Source organism: Pseudomonas ulcerans (genome assembly GCF_036324125.1).
GTDB lineage: Bacteria > Pseudomonadota > Gammaproteobacteria > Pseudomonadales > Pseudomonadaceae > Aquipseudomonas > Aquipseudomonas ulcerans.
Window position 1 is genome coordinate 1 of record NZ_JAZDQN010000077.1, and the last position, 15,790, is coordinate 15,790.

Genomic DNA, 15,790 nt, shown 5'->3' on the forward strand with positions numbered 1-15,790 from the left:
AGCGTAGGGCCTGATGTGGGAGCGAGCGGTTTTGCTTACTTTTTCCAAGAAAAAAGTAAGCCGCCGTAAAGGCGGAAAGCGCCGGCGCAGTCGCCGCCGCGACCGGATATGCTCGCAACACCCGCACCACAGAGCAAAAGATGTGTAGATACCCATGCTCATCGCTGGCAACCAGCTCCCACAGGGTTCTGCAGCGACTCGGACCCTGTGGGAGCTGGCTTGCCAGCGATGAGGCCCTAAATAAAAATGCAATACTTGAATATTCGGAATATTTTTTATTCTGAAAAATAATAATAAAAATAGATCGAAACGGTATTTCTTCCCTCTCCCCGCCCCTTGCTACAGTCCCTCCAGACCCGACCCCTCGCACGGTGGAGGCGCACCTTTCGACCCACCTGCGAGTACCCGTGATGAGCCATAGCATCGCCAGCCTGCCGAACCACAACCACCGCCTGCAACTCAGCGCCCCACCCGTTCTCGACGACCTCCACGCCGAACGCCTGCACCGCAAGCAGCGCCTGGCCGCCTCCTATCGCCTGTTCGCCGAACTGGGCTTCGAGGTCGGCCTGGCCGGGCACTTCACCGCCCGCGACCCGATCGACACCGACCACTACTGGATCAACCCGCTGGGCGTGCCCTTCTCGCAGATCCGCACCCGCGACCTGCTGCGGGTCGATGGCCAGGGCCAGGTGGTGGAAGGCGACGGCCTGCTCAACACCAGCGCCCTGGAGCTGCATTACGAACTGCAACGGGCGCGCCCGGAAGTGGTCGGCATCGCTCACCTGCACGGTTTCCATGGCCGCGTCTGGTCGTCCCTGGGCCAGCTGTTCCAGCCGATCACCGCCGAGTCCTCGGCCTTCGTCGGCGAGCAGGTGCTGTTCGACCGCCATGCCCTGCGCACTGCCGAGGGCGGCCTGCTGCAAGACCGCGACGCCGTGGCCCAGGCCTTCGTCGAGACGTTCGCCGGACACAACCTGCTGGTCTGGCAGAACCACGGCCTGTGGACCACCGGGCAGACCGTGGAGAGCGCCGCCTGGCGCTTCATCCTCGCCGACGACACCGCCCGCGCCCACCTGCTCGCCTACGCCGCCGGCCAGCCGCGCATCCCCGACCTGGGCGAAGACAGCTTCAACCCGGCCCAGCGCGAGCTGTTCGGCTGGCTGAACTTCCTGCCGCTGTGGGATCGCATCGTCCAGCAACAACCCGACCTGCTGGACTGAGGAGCCCGCCATGGCGATCCACCTCAACCGCCGCCGCTTCCTGCGCCACAGCGCCGTGCTCGGACTCGCCGCAGGCGCCGCCCCGGCCCTGGCCGGCAGCGGCGAAGCGTTGCGGGTCTGGCGCTACAAGGGCCAGGCTGCGAGCTTTCTCGCCGACGCCGGCCAGGCCAGCACGCCGTACCCCGTGGAGTGGGTAGACATTCCCGGCGGTGCCATGGTCCTCGAAGCCTTCGCCAGCGCCAGCCTCGACTACGCCTTCATGAGCCCGGTGCTGCCGCTGTTCGCCAGTGCCGCCGGCAACCCGCTGGTGCTGATCGCCAGCTACCAGGGCGAGCAGAACCGCAGCGCCCTGATCGTCAAACGGGGAAGCGGCATCCGCAGTCTCGCCGACCTCAAGGGCAAGCGCATCAGTTTCGTGCGCGCCACCGACACCCACTACCTGGTACTCAACCTGCTGCGCGACAACGGCCTGAACCTCGCCGACATCCAGGCCCGCCCCATGCCGGCACGGGATGCGCTGATCGCTTTCCAGAACGGCCATCTCGACGCCATCGTCGCGGGCGGTATCGGCGCACTGCAGGCGCTCACGCAGATGGACGGCCAGGTGCTGGACGCGGCCAGCCGCTACCAATGCGGCAACTACCTGATCGCCACCAGCGCCAGGGTGCTGGAGCAGCCGGGCAAGCAGGCGCAGATCGCCGATTTCCTCGAACGCGAGCGCGCCACCTGGGACTGGGTGGAGCGCAACCCCGAGGCCTGGGCCGCACGCAACCAGGCCCTGACCGGGATCTCCAGCGCGCTCTACCTGCAGCAGTTCAACCAGCGCCAGCGCCCGTGTCGGCTGCTACCGGTCAGCGAACAGGACATCGCCGCCCAGCAGCGCATCGCCGACCTGTTCCACGACAGCGGCCTGCTCAGGCAACCGCTGGCGGTCCGCGACCTCTGGGACCGGCGCTTCACTTCCTTGCTCAGCGGCCAGGGATCCGCCGCGGCATAAGCGTACCGGCGCGCGCCGGACGAGATACAGGCACGCCAGACCACGGGAGCATGGACCTCCCGCAGGCCCGGCCATGCCTGGAAAAGCTGAAAACAACCGATGAGAGCCCGTTCGATCGCACATCCAGGGCCTGACTGCCAATCGAACCCTTAGGAACCGTCATGAAGTCCGTATTCACCCCCTTGTCCATGGCCCCGGCGCTGCTTGCCGGCTACCTCTTCACCCCGCTGGCGCTGGGCGCCGACGATACCGCGCTGGGCACGGTGATCGTCACCGGCTCGCGTGGCAGCGAAGTGCGCACCGTCACCAGCAGCCCGGCGCCGATCGACGTGATCGACAGCAAGCAGCTCGAACAGACCGGCTCCAGCAGCCTGCGCGAGGCCCTGCAGAAGACCCTGCCGTCGTTCTCCCAGCGCCCCTCCGGCACCTCCAACGACAGCGTCGCCCGGCCCTACAGCCTGCGCGGCCTGAACGGCTCCAACGTGCTGGTGCTGGTCAACGGCAAGCGCCGGCACAACAGTTCGGTGATCAACCTCGACTCCACCGCTGCATACGGCACCAACCCGGTGGACCTGGACCTGATCCCGGTCAGCGCCATCGACCATATCGAGGTGCTGCGCGACGGTGCCTCGGCGCAGTACGGTTCCGATGCCATCGCCGGGGTCATCAACATCATCCTCAAGCAGCACGACAACGGCGGCTCGGTCAGCACCCAGTACGGCGAATACTACGAGAACGGCGACGGCGGCAACCTGCGCCAGACCCTCAACCAGGGCCTGGCCCTGGGCGATAACGGCGGCTTCTTCAACTACGCCCTGGATGCCAAGTCGGTACAGACCGCGACCCGCTCGCGGGAAGCCACCGGCAACCTGTACTTCGCCGGCGACCCGCGCAACGCCACGGCCGACCGCGAAGTGCAGAAGAACGGCCTGCCGAAGATCAAGGCGATCAACCTGTCGTACAACGCCGAGCTGCCGGTGAACGACGACCTGACCCTGTATTCCTTCTCCACCCTCAGCAAGCGCGACGCCAAGGGCGGGCAGAACTACCGCCGGCCCAACTCGACCAACATCATTCCCGAGATCTACCCGGACGGCACCGCGCCGTTCTACACCCTCAAGGAAACCGACTACCAGGCCGCCGCCGGCGGCAAGGGCGAGATCGCCGAGTGGCACTGGGACCTCAGCTCCACCTTCGGCCGCGCCAGGAGCCAGGCCGGCGCCGACGAAACCCTCAACGCCTCCCTCGGCCCGAGCAGCCCGACCCATTTCGACACCTACACCAACACCTTCGACCAGTGGACCAACAACCTCGACCTGACCCGTGCCTTCGAGGTCGGCCTGAGCAAGCCGCTGCAGGTGTCCTGGGGCCTGGAGCACCGCCACGAGCGCTACAAGACCGAGTCCGACGATGTGCTGTCGTGGATCAACGGCGGCTATATCTACCCCAGCGGCCCGCTGGCCGGCCAGCCCGGCTCCGTCGGTGCCCAGGGCGCGATCACCCTGACCCCGGAAGACGCCGGCCAGGCCAGCCGCAACAGCTACGCCAGCTACCTCGACGTCGGCCTCAACCCGACCGAGAAGCTCTACCTGGGCGCCGCCGCGCGCTTCGAGAAATACGACGACAGCAGCGGCAACACCCGCAGCGGCAAGCTCACCGCGCGCTATGATTTCACCCCCACCTTCGCCCTGCGCGGCACCGTCAGCAACGGCTTCCGCGCACCATCGCTGTCGCAGTCGGTGTATGCCCAGACCGCCAACCAGTACACCGTGGTCAATGGCGTCTCGCAGTTCGTCGAGGCCAAGACCGCCCGCGTCGATTCGGCCCTGGCCCGCGCCCTCGGCGCCGAGGACCTGACCCCGGAGAAATCGCGCAACATCAGCCTCGGCCTGACCTGGCAGCCCCTGCCCCAGGCCAGCGTGACCCTGGACGCCTACCAGATAGAGATCCGCGATCGCATCGCCCTCACCGGCTTCCTCTACGGCAACGGCGTCGACCAGGCCCTGGTCGCCAACGGCTACAAGCCCGGCTACCGCATCAAATACTTCACCAATGCCGCCGACACCACCACCCGCGGCATCGACCTGGTGGCCGACTACCGGGTCGACTACGGCCGCTTCGGCCAGGTCAAGTACGGCATCGGCGCCAACTACAACAAGACCGAGATCGACGACATCAAGCAGACCCCGGGTGCGCTCAAGGCCGCCGGCAACAACCTGGAGCTGTTCGACCGCGTCGCCCAGGGCTACCTCACCGTGGCCAACCCCAAGACCAAGCTGATCCTCAGCGCCAACTGGCAGATCGAGCGCTTCACCATCAACGCCGCCGTGACCCGCTACGACAAGGTCACCGCCCGCGACGCCAACCCCGACTACGACGTGACCTTCGGCGCCAAGTGGCTGACCGACCTGGAAGTGGCCTACGCCCTCACCGATCACCTGGATATCGCCGTGGGCGCCAACAACCTGTTCGATGTGCGCGCCGACAACGCCGCCTTCCCGGCGGGCGACGTCAACGGCTTCCCGAAATTCGGCTCGATCTCGCCGTTCGACCCCTACGGCGGCTTCTGGTACACCCGCGTCGCCTACAACTTCTGACCCCCACCGACCACGCGCCCGTCGTCGGCGGCGGGCGCCAGGAGAACCTTCATGAGCCAAGGCCAGTTCGTACTCGGCGCATTCATCCCCGGTACCCTCAGCGGCAGCACCTGGCGCCTGCCGGAAGCGCCGCTGGACACCTTCAAGAGCCTGGAGCACTACCAGTACATCGCGCGCAAGCTGGAGGCCGGGCGCTTCCACTCGCTGTTCTTCAACGACACCCTCGACGTCAAGCTCGACCTGGCGCTGCAGCGCGGGCCCAACAGCGTGCGCTGGGACCCGCTGATCCTGGCCCCGGCATTGGCCACCAGCACCCGCCATATCGGCCTGATCGCCACCGCCAGCACCACCTACAACGAGCCTTACAACGTGGCGCGCAAGTACGCCTCGCTGGACCAGCTCACCGGCGGTCGCGCCGGCTGGAACCTGGTCACCTCCCTGGGCGGTGGCGAGAACTTCAACCGCCAGGACCATGTCGAGCACGACGACCGCTATGCCCGCGCCGAGGAGTTCTACGACGTGGTCAGCGGCCTGTGGGACAGCTGGGCCGACGACGCCTTCGTCCAGGACAAGGCCAGCGGCACCTGGCTGGATATCGACAAGCTGCATGTGCTCGACCACCAGGGCGAGCACTTCCAGGTGCGTGGCCCGCTGAACGTGGCGCGCTCGCCCCAGGGCCATCCGGTTGTGGCCCAGGCCGGCGCCTCCGTGGCCGGCAAGCGCCTGGCGGCGCGGGTCGGCGAGCTGATCTTCACTGCCCAGCACACCATCGACCAGGGCCGGGCGTTCTACGAGGAAACCAAGCAGGCCGCCGCCGGTTTCGGCCGCGGTGCCAACAAACTGAAGATTCTCCCCGGCGTCTCGCCTGTGGTCGGCAAGACCCTCGCCGAAGCCCAGGCCAAGTACGACCGCCAGCAGGAGTTGCTGGAGCCGAAGGCGTTCCTCAGTTCCATCTCGAAGTTCGTCAGCCTGGGCTACGACCTTTCCGAACTGCCCTTCGACGAAGTGGTGCCGCTGCCGCCGGAGACCTTCACCACCAACACCCACCAAAGCCGGCAGAAGCTGGTGTTCGACCTGATCCGCCGCGAGCGCCCGACAGTGCGCCAGCTATTCAACCAGCTCACCTCCGGCGGCCACCGCATCCTGATCGGCACCCCGCAAAGCATCGCCGACGACCTCCAGGCCTGGTTCGAGGCCGGTGCCGCCGATGGCTTCAACATCATGTTCAGCGGCCTGCATTCGGCCATCGACGACTTCGTCGACGGGGTGGTTCCCGAGCTGCAGCGCCGCGGCCTGTTCCAGCGCGAATACGCCGGCACCACGCTGCGGGAAAACCTCGGCCTGCCCTACCGCGCCAACCGCCATTTCTAAGGAGCGTCCATGTCCCGATCCCTGGCTTCACTGAGCCTGGCCGTCGCCCTGGCCCTGGCCGGCTGCGACGCCCCATCCGGGCAGCAGGCCAATACCGGCGCCGCGGCGCAAGCGCAGGTCGGCGGCGTCCTGCGCGTGGCCTTCGACGGCGACCCCAACTGCATCGACCCACAGCAGGCCGGCAACAACACCGCGCTCAACGTCGGCCGGCAACTGGTGGACTCGCTGACCGACCAGGACCCGCAGAGCGCCGAAATCGTCCCCTGGCTCGCCGAGCGCTGGGAGGTCAGCGATGACTCGCGGCAGTTCACCTTCCACCTGCGCGAGGGCGTGACCTTCGCCGACGGCAGCCCGCTGAATGCGGAGGCGGTGAAGGCCAACTTCGAGGCGATCCAGGCCCTTGGCGCGCGTGCGCAACTGGCGGGCACCTACCTGGCCGGACTGGAGTCGGTGGAAGTGATCGGCCCGCTGAGCGTGCGGGCCACCTTCAAGCAGGCCAATGCCCAGTTTCTCCAGGCCAGCTCGACCATGAGCCTGGGCCTGCTGTCCCCCGCCACCCTCAAGCACAGCGCCGAGGAGCGTTGCCAGGGCGCGCTGGTGGGGACCGGGCCGTTCACGGTGAAAAGCTTCGAGCACAACCGGCTGGTGCGTATCGACGCACGCCCCGACTACAACTGGCCCTCTTCGCTCGCCGGGCATCAGGGCCGTGCCTGGCTGGACGCCATCGAGTTCCATATCCTCCCCGAGTCCGGCGTACGCCTGGGCAGCCTGCTGTCGGCGCAGATCGATGTGAACACCAGCGTGCCGGTGCAGGACGAGGCCGTGCTGGAGGCCCAGGGCGTGCCGTCGATCAACCGGCCCAATCCGGGCATCGTCTTCAGCCTCACGCCCAACGTCTCGCGGCCGCCGCTGGACGAACTGGCGGTGCGCCAGGCGCTGAACAAGGCCATCGACCGCAAGCAGTTCCAGGGCGTGATCTCCCGCTACCAGAAACCCGCGACCTCGGTGCTGGCCAGCAGCACGCCGTATTACCAGGACCTGGGCAGCCACCTGGCCTACGACCCGGACGGCGCCGGCAGATTGCTCGACGAGGCCGGCTGGCTCAAGGGCGCAGATGGCTGGCGCCAGCGCGACGGCAAGCGCCTGGGCTTCACCCTCGACTACTGGCAGGCAACCACGCCGGTGCTGGAACTGGTCCAGCAGCAACTGCGCAAGCTCGGCGTGGAACTGCGCCTGAACAAATCCACCATCGGCCAGGTCAGCCTGCAACAGACCTCCCTCGACTACAGCCTGTGGTTCTTCAACCTGACCCGCGCCGATCCGGACGTGCTGCGCACGGTATTCCTTTCGTCCGGACGCAACGTCAATGTCCGCGGGCCGCTGGCCCTGGACCAGACCCTGCAGGACTCCGCCGCCAGCCTCGACCCCGGCAAGCGTGGCGCGCTGATCCAGCAGGCCAGCGCCGCACTGCTCGAACAAGGCCATGTGATTCCGCTGGTGGAAGCGGCCACGGTGACGGCCTACCGCGAGGTGGTCCGCGGCCTGCACTACGAGGCCTCGACCCGCCTGCAGTTCTACGACACCTGGCTGGCCCAGCCGGGAGGGCGTTGAGCCATGACGACCTCTCTTCCCTGGCGCCTGGCCCAGGCCCTGCTGGTGCTGTGGGCAGCCTTCAGCCTGTCGTTCGCCATCCTCTACGCGCTGCCGGGCGACCCGGTGGCGATCCTCCTGGCCCAGAGCGGCGAGCCGGGCATGGCGGACCCGGCCCAGGTTGCCGAACTGCGTGCCCGCTATCATCTCGACGGCAGCCTCTGGCAACAGTACGGCGGAGCCCTGTGGCGCCTGGCGCAGCTCGACCTTGGCCTGTCCCTGCAGACGGGCAAGCCGGTGGCCCAGGCACTGGCGGCGGCCTTGCCCGCCACCCTGGCGCTGGCCTTCGCCGCCCTGCTGATCGCCGTACCGCTGGGCGTCGGCGTCGCCCTGGCGGCGCACCAGGTACGCCGCCGGCCCCTGCAAGCGGCGCTGCACAACGCACCGGCGCTGGTGGTGTCGCTGCCGACCTTCTGGGTCGGCCTGCTGTTGCTGCAACTGTTCTCCTTCCACCTGCACTGGCTGCCGGCCATGGGCGACCACGGCATCGCCAGCCTGGTGCTGCCAGCGGTGACCCTGGCCTTGCCCTGCGCGGCGATGATCGCCCAGGTGCTCGGCCGCTCCATCGCCAGCGTCAGCCAGCAGCCGTTCGTCCAGGCCCTGCGCAGCAAGGGCGTGGGCCGCTGGCGGCTATTGACGCGGCATATCCTGCACAACGCCGCGATCCCCCTGCTCAGCCTGACTGGCACCCTGCTGGGCAACCTGCTAGCGGGTGCGGTGGTCACCGAGACGGTGTTCTCCCGCGATGGCGTCGGCCGCCTGGCCCAGGCCGCCGTGGCCAGCCAGGACATCGCCGTGGTCCAGGGCGTGGTGCTGCTGGCCGCTGCCCTCTATGTGCTGACCAACCTGTTCACCGACCTGCTCTATCCGCTGCTCGACCCGCGCATTCGCCAAGGGAGCCGTCCATGATCCTGCAACCTGCCCTATCGCCCTCGCGAGCGCTGCGCTACTGGCCCGGATTTCCGGTTGCCTTGAGCCTGCTGCTGTTCCTCTTGCTGCTCGGCTGGGCGTTTTTTCCGGCACTGTTCAGCAGCGCCGATCCGCTGCTGGCCGATCCGACCCAGACCCTGCGCCCGCCCTCGGCCCGGCACTGGTTCGGCACCGATCACCTCGGCCGCGACCTGTATGCCCGCTGCGTGCATGGCGCGGCGCTGTCGTTGCAGGCCACGGCCATCGCCGTGCTGATCGCCCTGCTCGCCGGCACCTTGCTCGGCGGTATCGCCGGCTGGTTCGGCGGCCTTGCCGACCGCGTGCTGGCGGTGCTGGTGGAAGTGCTGATGGCGATTCCCGCCCTGCTGCTGGCCATGGCCATCGTCACCGCGCTGGGCTTCGGCACCCTGGAAATCGCCGTGGCGGTGGGCCTGTCGTCGGTGGCGGTGTTCGCCCGCCTGGCCCGGGGCGAAGTGCTGCGCTGGCGCAGTCGGACCTTCGTCGAGGCAGCGCAGGTAGTCGGCGTCGGCCCGTGGACCAATCTTTGCCGACATGTTCTGCCCCACGCCGCCGGGCCCTTGCTGGCCCTGGCTGCACTGGAGTTCGCCAGCGCGGTGCTGGCGGTTTCGGCGCTGAGCTTCCTCGGGTTCGGTGCCCCGCCACCGCAACCGGAATGGGGCTTGTTGATCGCCGAGGGGCGCAACTACATGGTCGCCGCCTGGTGGTACACCACCCTGCCGGGGCTGGTGGTGGCGGGCGTGGTGCTCGCCACCCAGCAACTGGGTCGGGGCCTGCAACATTTTCAGGGAGAGCAGCCATGAGTACGCCACTGGTTCGTATCCGTCACTTCGGCGTCGAGTATCCGGGGGCGGCGCAACCCGCCGTGGAAGGGCTGGAACTGGAGATCGCGGCGGGGGAAATCGTCTGTCTGGTCGGCGAGTCCGGCTCCGGCAAGTCGACCACAGCAGCAGCCCTGGCCGGCCTGCTACCGGAGTCGGCGCGACTCCACGGGCAGTTGTGGTTGCAGGGCCAGGCGCTGGACAGCCTCGACGAGCGCGCCTGGCGCCAGCGTCGGGGCCGGCTGGTGGGCTTCGTGCCACAGGATCCGGGCACCTCGCTGGACCCGGTGAAAACCATCGGCGCCCAGGTGGTCGAGGCCATGACGGTACATGGCGTCGCCGTCACCGAAGCTCGCCCCCGCGCCCTGCAACTGCTGCGCGAGGTCGGCCTCAAGGCGCCGGAAACCTTGCTTGCGCGCTACCCCCATCAACTCTCCGGCGGCATGTGCCAGCGGGTGCTGATCGCCATCGCCCTGGCCAACGATCCACCGCTGCTGATCGCCGACGAGCCCACCAGCGCCCTCGACGTCAGCGTGCAGCGACAGATCCTCGACCGCCTGCAGGTGCTGGTGCGCGAGCGTGGCAGCAGCCTGCTGCTGATCACCCATGACCTGGCGGTGGCGCTGGACCGCGCCGACCGGATCCTGGTGATGCGCCATGGCCGGCTGCTGGAAAGCGGCACGCCGGCACAGCTGTGGCATGCGCCACAGCATCCCTACACCCGGCAGTTGCTGCAGGCCTCGCCGCTGACCCGCTTGCAGCAGCGTCGTGCAGCGCCGGCGCCCGGCCGCGAGGCGCCGTTGCTGCAGGTCACCAGCCTCGACCGCCGCTTCGCCCGGCACGGGCCGGCTGCGGTCGACGGGGTCAGCTTCAGCCTGCAACGGGGCACTACCACCAGCCTGGTAGGCGAGTCCGGCTCGGGCAAATCCACGACGGCGCGGATCATCCTTGCCCTGGAACAGGCCAGCTCCGGCAGCGTGCGCTTCGACGGGCTGGAGGTGCTGGGAGCTCGCCGCCGCGAGCTGCACGGCTATCGGCGGCGGGTGCAGCTGGTCTACCAGAATCCTTGGGCAGCGCTGGACCCTCGACATGATCTGCTGGCAATCATCAGCGAGCCGTTGCGCGCCTTCGGCATCGGCCAGCGCCGGGATGACCGGGCGCGAGTGCTGGAGCTGCTGGAACGGGTCGGCCTGCCGGGCGAACTGCTTCATCGTCGCCCTGCCCAGCTCTCCGGCGGGCAGCGCCAGCGGGTCGCCATTGCCCGGGCGCTGGCGGTGCAGCCAGAGTTGCTGGTGCTGGACGAACCGCTGTCGGCGCTGGATGCACCAGTGCAGGCGCAGGTGCTGGAGCTGTTGCAACGCCTGCAACGGGAACTGGGGCTGACCTACCTGTTCATCTCCCACGACCTGGCCACGGTGCGCGGCATCAGCGACCAGGTGCTGGTGATGCATCAGGGCCGGCTGGTCGACCAGGGCGCCACCGAGGAGGTATTCGGCCGGCCGGGGAGCGAGTACACACGGCGCTTGCTGGAGGATATGCCGGGGCAGTTGGTGCCGCAGGTGCTGCCGCAAGTGCAGGTTGCCGGGCGTTGAAAGCTGCCGGGTTCAGGGTCGTGGCTGAGGGCCTCATCGCCGGCAAGCCGGCTCCCACAGGTTTCCGGGCCAGCCATGGATTCGCTGGCCGACGCGGTCCAGGTAGGACCGCGCCGCATGGGTGGTTTGGGTAAACCGGAAGATGTGTAGATACCCATCTTCATCAGGGACCGCATCGCCACACAAACATCAATTCCCCATCAACGCCACCAGCGCCTCGTTCTCCACCGGCCTGCTCAGCAGATACCCCTGCACCTCATGGCACTGGTCGGCACTGAGGAGGTTTAGCTGCCCTTGCGTCTCCACCCCTTCAGCGGTGACGGTCATGCCCATGGCATTGCCCAGGTTGATGATCGCTTGCACCACGCTGCGGTCGCTGTCGCTCTTGCCCAGCGACTGCACGAAGCGCTTGTCGATCTTGATGCTGTCGAAGGGATAGGTGCGCAGGTAGCCCAGCGACGAATAGCCGGTGCCGAAATCGTCCATGTTCAGGCGCACCCCCAGTTCCTTGAGCGCGTTCATGGTCGCCAGGGCGTTGTCGATATCGCCCAGCATGACGTTCTCGGTGATTTCCAGCTCCAGCCGGTGCGCCGGCAGCCCGCTGTGCAGCAGCGCCTCGCGCACGTCGCGCACCACGTCGCTGCGGCTGAACTGGGCCGGCGACATGTTCACCGAGACCAGCACCGGACGCGGCCAGTCACGTGCCGTGGTGCAGGCCTGGCGCAGCACCCAGTTGCCCAGCGGCACGATCAAGCCGGATTCCTCGGCCAGGGGAATGAAGCTGTCCGGCGCCATCAGGCCATGGGCGGGATGCTGCCAGCGCACCAGCGCCTCCACCGAAGCGACGGTGCTGCCATCGATCAGGAAGCGCGGCTGGAAGTGCAGCACCAGTTGCCCCTTGTCGATACCTTCGGCGAGCTCCCGTTCAAGGGTGCGCTTGCCTTGCAGGGCGGCGTTCATCTGTGCGGAGAAATACCGCCAGGTGCCCTTGCCCGCAGCCTTGGCGGTGTACAGGGCGATGTCGGCGTACTTGATCAGGTCTGCTGGCTGCCCGGCATGTTCCCGCGACAGCACCACCCCCAGGCTGGCATCGATGTGCAACGCCTGGCTATCGTGCTGGATGGGGCGGCGCAGCGTTTCGATGACCCGGGCGCAGAATGCGTCGACTTCCTCGCGCTGCCCGGGCCGGGCAATCACCACGATGAACTCATCGCCGCCCAGGCGCGCCACCAGGTCACTGTCGCGGGTCATGCGCCCAAGGCGCTGGCCGACCTCGATCAGCACCGCGTCGCCGGCAGGATGGCCGAGGTGGTCGTTGATCGGCTTGAAGTTGTCCAGGTCGAGGATCAGCAGCGCCAGTTCCTGGTTAACCTGCAGCAGTTGCTCGATGAACCCGAACAGCTTGTTGCGGTTGGGCAGGCCGGTCAGCGCGTCGTGCTGCGACAGGTGCTGGATACGGGCATGGGCGGCCACCTCGTCGGTGATGTCGAAGCTGGTGCCGCGATAGCCACGTAGCTCGCCGTGGTGCAGGATCGGCCGCGCTGACAGCCGGCAGATGCGCTGCTGGCCGAGATGATCGCGGTACTGGCAGCGCAGGCTGCCGGAGCCGTTGAGATGCGCCAGCTGCGCCAGCCAGTGCTCCAGGTGCCCGGTGTCGCAGCTCATCAGGTGGGTGAAGGGCCGGCCCAGCCAGTCCGCCACCGGGTAGCCGGTCAACTCGGCGAAGCGTGCCGAGAGGTAGGTCAGCTTGAGCTGTGCATCGGTTTCCCAGATCCAGTCCGAGGCTGCCTCGGCCACGGCCTTGAAGCGCTCCTTGTTGATCTGCAGGGCTTCGCGGGAGGCCACCAGCTCGCGGAAATTGTGGTCGTTGCGGGCGCTGACCAACAGCGCCTGGCGGGCGAAGGCGGCCATCGCCAGGAGGATGACCAGGGTCGCCAGGGCCAGCGGCGGCATCACCGTCCACGCCAGCTCGGTGCCCGGTCGCGCCACCGACCAGGCCAGCCAGTAGCCGCTGTCATCCAGGCGCATGCGCTCCTCGCCCGCTTGCACAGCGCCGCCATCGAGGGTGCGCAGTGTGCCCAGGCCGACGCTGGCCGCCATGGGCTGGAGTACCTCGGGGGTCAACAAACGTACGAACACCAGCACTCGCCGTGGTCCCGTCGCTGGCAACGTGCCCTGCGGCGAGCGGAGCGGCGCTGCGCTGAACACTGCCGGCTGGTCGCGAAAGCGGATATAGCCAGCCGTCGCCTGGTCTTCGGCGGCCATGGCCCGGGCCTCCCGCAGGATCCGCGCCCGCGCCGGGGTCAGGCGCTCCAGCGGCGTGTCGCTGAGTGTGCCGTCGAGCATCGCGTAGGTGGTGGCCTGGTCGTCGATGACGAACACCCCGGCATAGCCGTCGCTGCTGTACAGGGTCGGACCGATATTGTCCTCGGCATAGGCCCAGCGATGGTCGTTGGCCAGGCCCAGGTGCTCGTAGGCGGCCTCCCAGAACGAATGGGTCAGCAGGTAGTTCTTTTCGGATTTCTGCAGGCTCAGTTGCACGGAGCCAGCGAGAAAGCGGCTACGCAGTGCCTCCTGGGCATCGAGGGATTCGACGATGCGGTACAGCGAGGCCAGGCCGACCACCAGTATCAACAGCACCAGGCCGGAGAAGCCGAGGATCAACTGTCGGGTAAGGCGACTGCGCGTCGCTGTACTGTCCGTCACGCCGGCTTCCATTCGCACCCTCGTCCGCAGTCGTCCACCTCAACACTGAGGGTCGCAAGGCAGTCGATGTTCAACGCAAGCGACAGGCGGGCATGGTCGCCGGGTGTCTGGAAGCACTCCCTCAGATCCACAGATCGTTCTGTGCCGTGCGCTCTCCCCCTTCCTTCCCGGTGTTGAGCACCCCGCGCGGCTCGATCAGCATCAGCCGCACCTCCTTCTCCGCATACGGCTTGTGCTCCACGCCCCGCGGCACCACGAACAACTCGCCCGGGCCGAGGCGCACGCTGGCGTGACGCATGTCGATGCGCAGCTCGCCTTCCAGCACCAGGAACGCCTCGTCGGTGTCCTGATGGTCATGCCAGATGAAATCGCCTTCGATGCGCACCACCTTGAACTGGTAGTCGTTCATCTCGGCGACCACCCGCGGGCTCCATTGCTCCTGGAGCAGGGAGGCCTTGTGGCGCAGGTCGATGCTGGTGTCGGTGGTCATGCTTGGCTCCTCGTTGATTGGCATGGGGATCTACACATCTTTGGTGTGGTGCCACGCGGTCGGTGTAGGAGCGGATTCATCCGCGATCGGCGGCGCAGCCGTCGTAAATCCTGAGTCCCATTTCTGCCTGAAACATCGAGGGCACTGGGTTTACGACGGCTTCGCCGCCGATCGCGGATAAATCCGCTCCTACAGAATCGCGCTCTCCGCGAAATCTGCATCTGCCAAAAGTTGTGTAGATACCCATGCGTTGATTGGAGCGACAAGCCTAGCGAAGGCCCTGGGGCGCCTTCTTGTACGATCCTGCAAGTTCCAGCCAGCGCGACGGCGGCACGCCGTAGCAGCGGGTGAAATGCCGGTTCATGTGGCTCTGGTCGTGGAAACCGGCGATCAGCGCCGCATCCACCAGGGAGAAGCCGGCGAGGACCAGGCCACGGAAGCGGTCCAGCCGGCGCAGGGTGACGAAACGGTACGGGCTGGTGCCGTAGAGCACGCGAAAGTCCCGCGACAGGCTCCAGCGCTCGCGACCGCTGGCGCGCTCCAGCATGTCGAGGGTGATGGTGGTGTCCAGGTGTTCGAGGATGAAGCCGCGGGCACGCTCGGCAGCCACGTAGTCCAGGCGCTTGCGCCCGCGCGGCTTGCCGGCCACCGCGCGCAGGGCCGTGGCCAGCTCGTAGAGGGCGTCCTCTTCTTCCATCGGTTCCAGCGCATGATCCACGGCCTGCACGAAGGCTTCGCTGGCGCGGTACAGGCGCGGGTCGGCGGACAGGCCACCCGCGATGAAGGGCAGCGGCTCGCCGCCGAGTACCTGCTGGATCAGCGCGGGGTCGATATAGGCCATGCGGTAGCGGAAGCCGGCCTCGGTGCCGGCCTGACCGTCGTGCACCTCGTCCGGGTGCAGCACCAGGGTGTTGCCCGGCACGCCGTGGCACTGGGCGCCCTTGTAGCGAAAACTCTGCACGCCCGCGAGGGTGCGGCCGATGGAATAGGTGTCGTGACGATGCGGGTCATAGCCATGGCCGCCGAACCAGGCTTCGATACGCTCGATACGGCCGGGTTCGGCGGTGCGCAGGACCCAGTCGGTGGTGGTCTTTGGCGGATGCTGCGGCATGAGCCACTCGGTTCAGCAGGGAAACGAAGGGCGAGGATATAACCTCAAGGCGCCTTTTGTTGCATAAGGATCGGCATATCTTTTTCTCTTTGTGCTGGTGCTGGTGCTGGTGCTGGTGCAGCGAGCTTATCCGTTGCCTGCGGCGACTCTGCCGGCCCCTTCCGCCTTTACGGCGGCTTACTTTTTTCTTGGAAAAAGTAAGCAAAACCACCTGCTCCTGCATCCGGCCCTACGCTACGCTCCGGGTCCCCTCCCTCCGGTGTCTTGCAGGGGCTGCGCGGCCTACG

Annotated in this window: 11 protein-coding genes; 8 read left to right on the top strand and 3 right to left on the bottom strand. The window is 67.3% G+C overall.

Annotated features, from left to right (window positions below):
• Positions 1-410 precede the first annotated feature (410 nt).
• The 8 genes from V0R59_RS30910 (at position 411) to V0R59_RS30945 (ending at position 11,196) form a co-directional block, all read left to right on the top strand.
• Positions 411-1,220, top strand: coding sequence for a class II aldolase/adducin family protein (locus tag V0R59_RS30910; RefSeq protein ID WP_330078302.1), 810 nt, complete (start codon positions 411-413; stop codon positions 1,218-1,220).
• A 10-nt stretch (positions 1,221-1,230) separates the two neighbouring features.
• Entirely contained in the window at positions 1,231-2,217 is a 987-nt protein-coding gene (locus V0R59_RS30915; RefSeq protein WP_330078303.1) for an ABC transporter substrate-binding protein, read from the top strand.
• A gap of 161 nt (positions 2,218-2,378) precedes the next feature.
• Positions 2,379-4,814, top strand: a complete 2,436-nt coding sequence (locus V0R59_RS30920) for a TonB-dependent receptor plug domain-containing protein (RefSeq protein ID WP_330078304.1) — start codon at positions 2,379-2,381, stop codon at positions 4,812-4,814.
• Positions 4,815-4,865: 51 nt separating this feature from the next.
• The gene (locus V0R59_RS30925) at positions 4,866-6,185 is read left to right on the top strand and encodes an LLM class flavin-dependent oxidoreductase (protein WP_330078305.1); all 1,320 of its coding nucleotides are present in this window, start codon (positions 4,866-4,868) and stop codon (positions 6,183-6,185) included.
• Between the two features lie 9 nt (positions 6,186-6,194).
• Positions 6,195-7,796, top strand: a complete 1,602-nt coding sequence (locus V0R59_RS30930) for an ABC transporter substrate-binding protein (protein WP_330078306.1) — start codon at positions 6,195-6,197, stop codon at positions 7,794-7,796.
• Positions 7,797-7,799: 3 nt separating this feature from the next.
• Positions 7,800-8,744: an ABC transporter permease gene (locus V0R59_RS30935; RefSeq protein WP_330078307.1), complete on the top strand. Its 945-nt coding sequence runs from the start codon at positions 7,800-7,802 to the stop codon at positions 8,742-8,744.
• A complete protein-coding gene (locus V0R59_RS30940; RefSeq protein WP_330078308.1) occupies positions 8,741-9,586 on the top strand; it encodes an ABC transporter permease in 846 nt (281 codons plus the stop codon). Before V0R59_RS30935 ends, V0R59_RS30940 begins: the two co-directional genes overlap by 4 nt.
• Entirely contained in the window at positions 9,583-11,196 is a 1,614-nt protein-coding gene (locus tag V0R59_RS30945; RefSeq protein ID WP_330078309.1) for an ABC transporter ATP-binding protein, read from the top strand. The genes V0R59_RS30940 and V0R59_RS30945 overlap by 4 nt, the downstream gene beginning before the upstream one ends.
• A 189-nt stretch (positions 11,197-11,385) precedes the next feature.
• Here V0R59_RS30945 and V0R59_RS30950 read toward each other — a convergent pair whose 3' ends face one another.
• From V0R59_RS30950 to V0R59_RS30960, 3 genes are all read right to left on the bottom strand, one after another.
• A complete protein-coding gene (locus V0R59_RS30950; RefSeq protein WP_330078310.1) occupies positions 11,386-13,914 on the bottom strand; it encodes a bifunctional diguanylate cyclase/phosphodiesterase in 2,529 nt (842 codons plus the stop codon).
• A gap of 109 nt (positions 13,915-14,023) precedes the next feature.
• Positions 14,024-14,392, bottom strand: coding sequence for a cupin domain-containing protein (locus V0R59_RS30955; protein WP_330078311.1), 369 nt, complete (start codon positions 14,390-14,392; stop codon positions 14,024-14,026).
• 268 nt (positions 14,393-14,660) lie between these two features.
• Entirely contained in the window at positions 14,661-15,503 is an 843-nt protein-coding gene (locus V0R59_RS30960) for an AraC family transcriptional regulator (RefSeq protein WP_330078312.1), read from the bottom strand.
• Positions 15,504-15,790 lie beyond the last annotated feature (287 nt).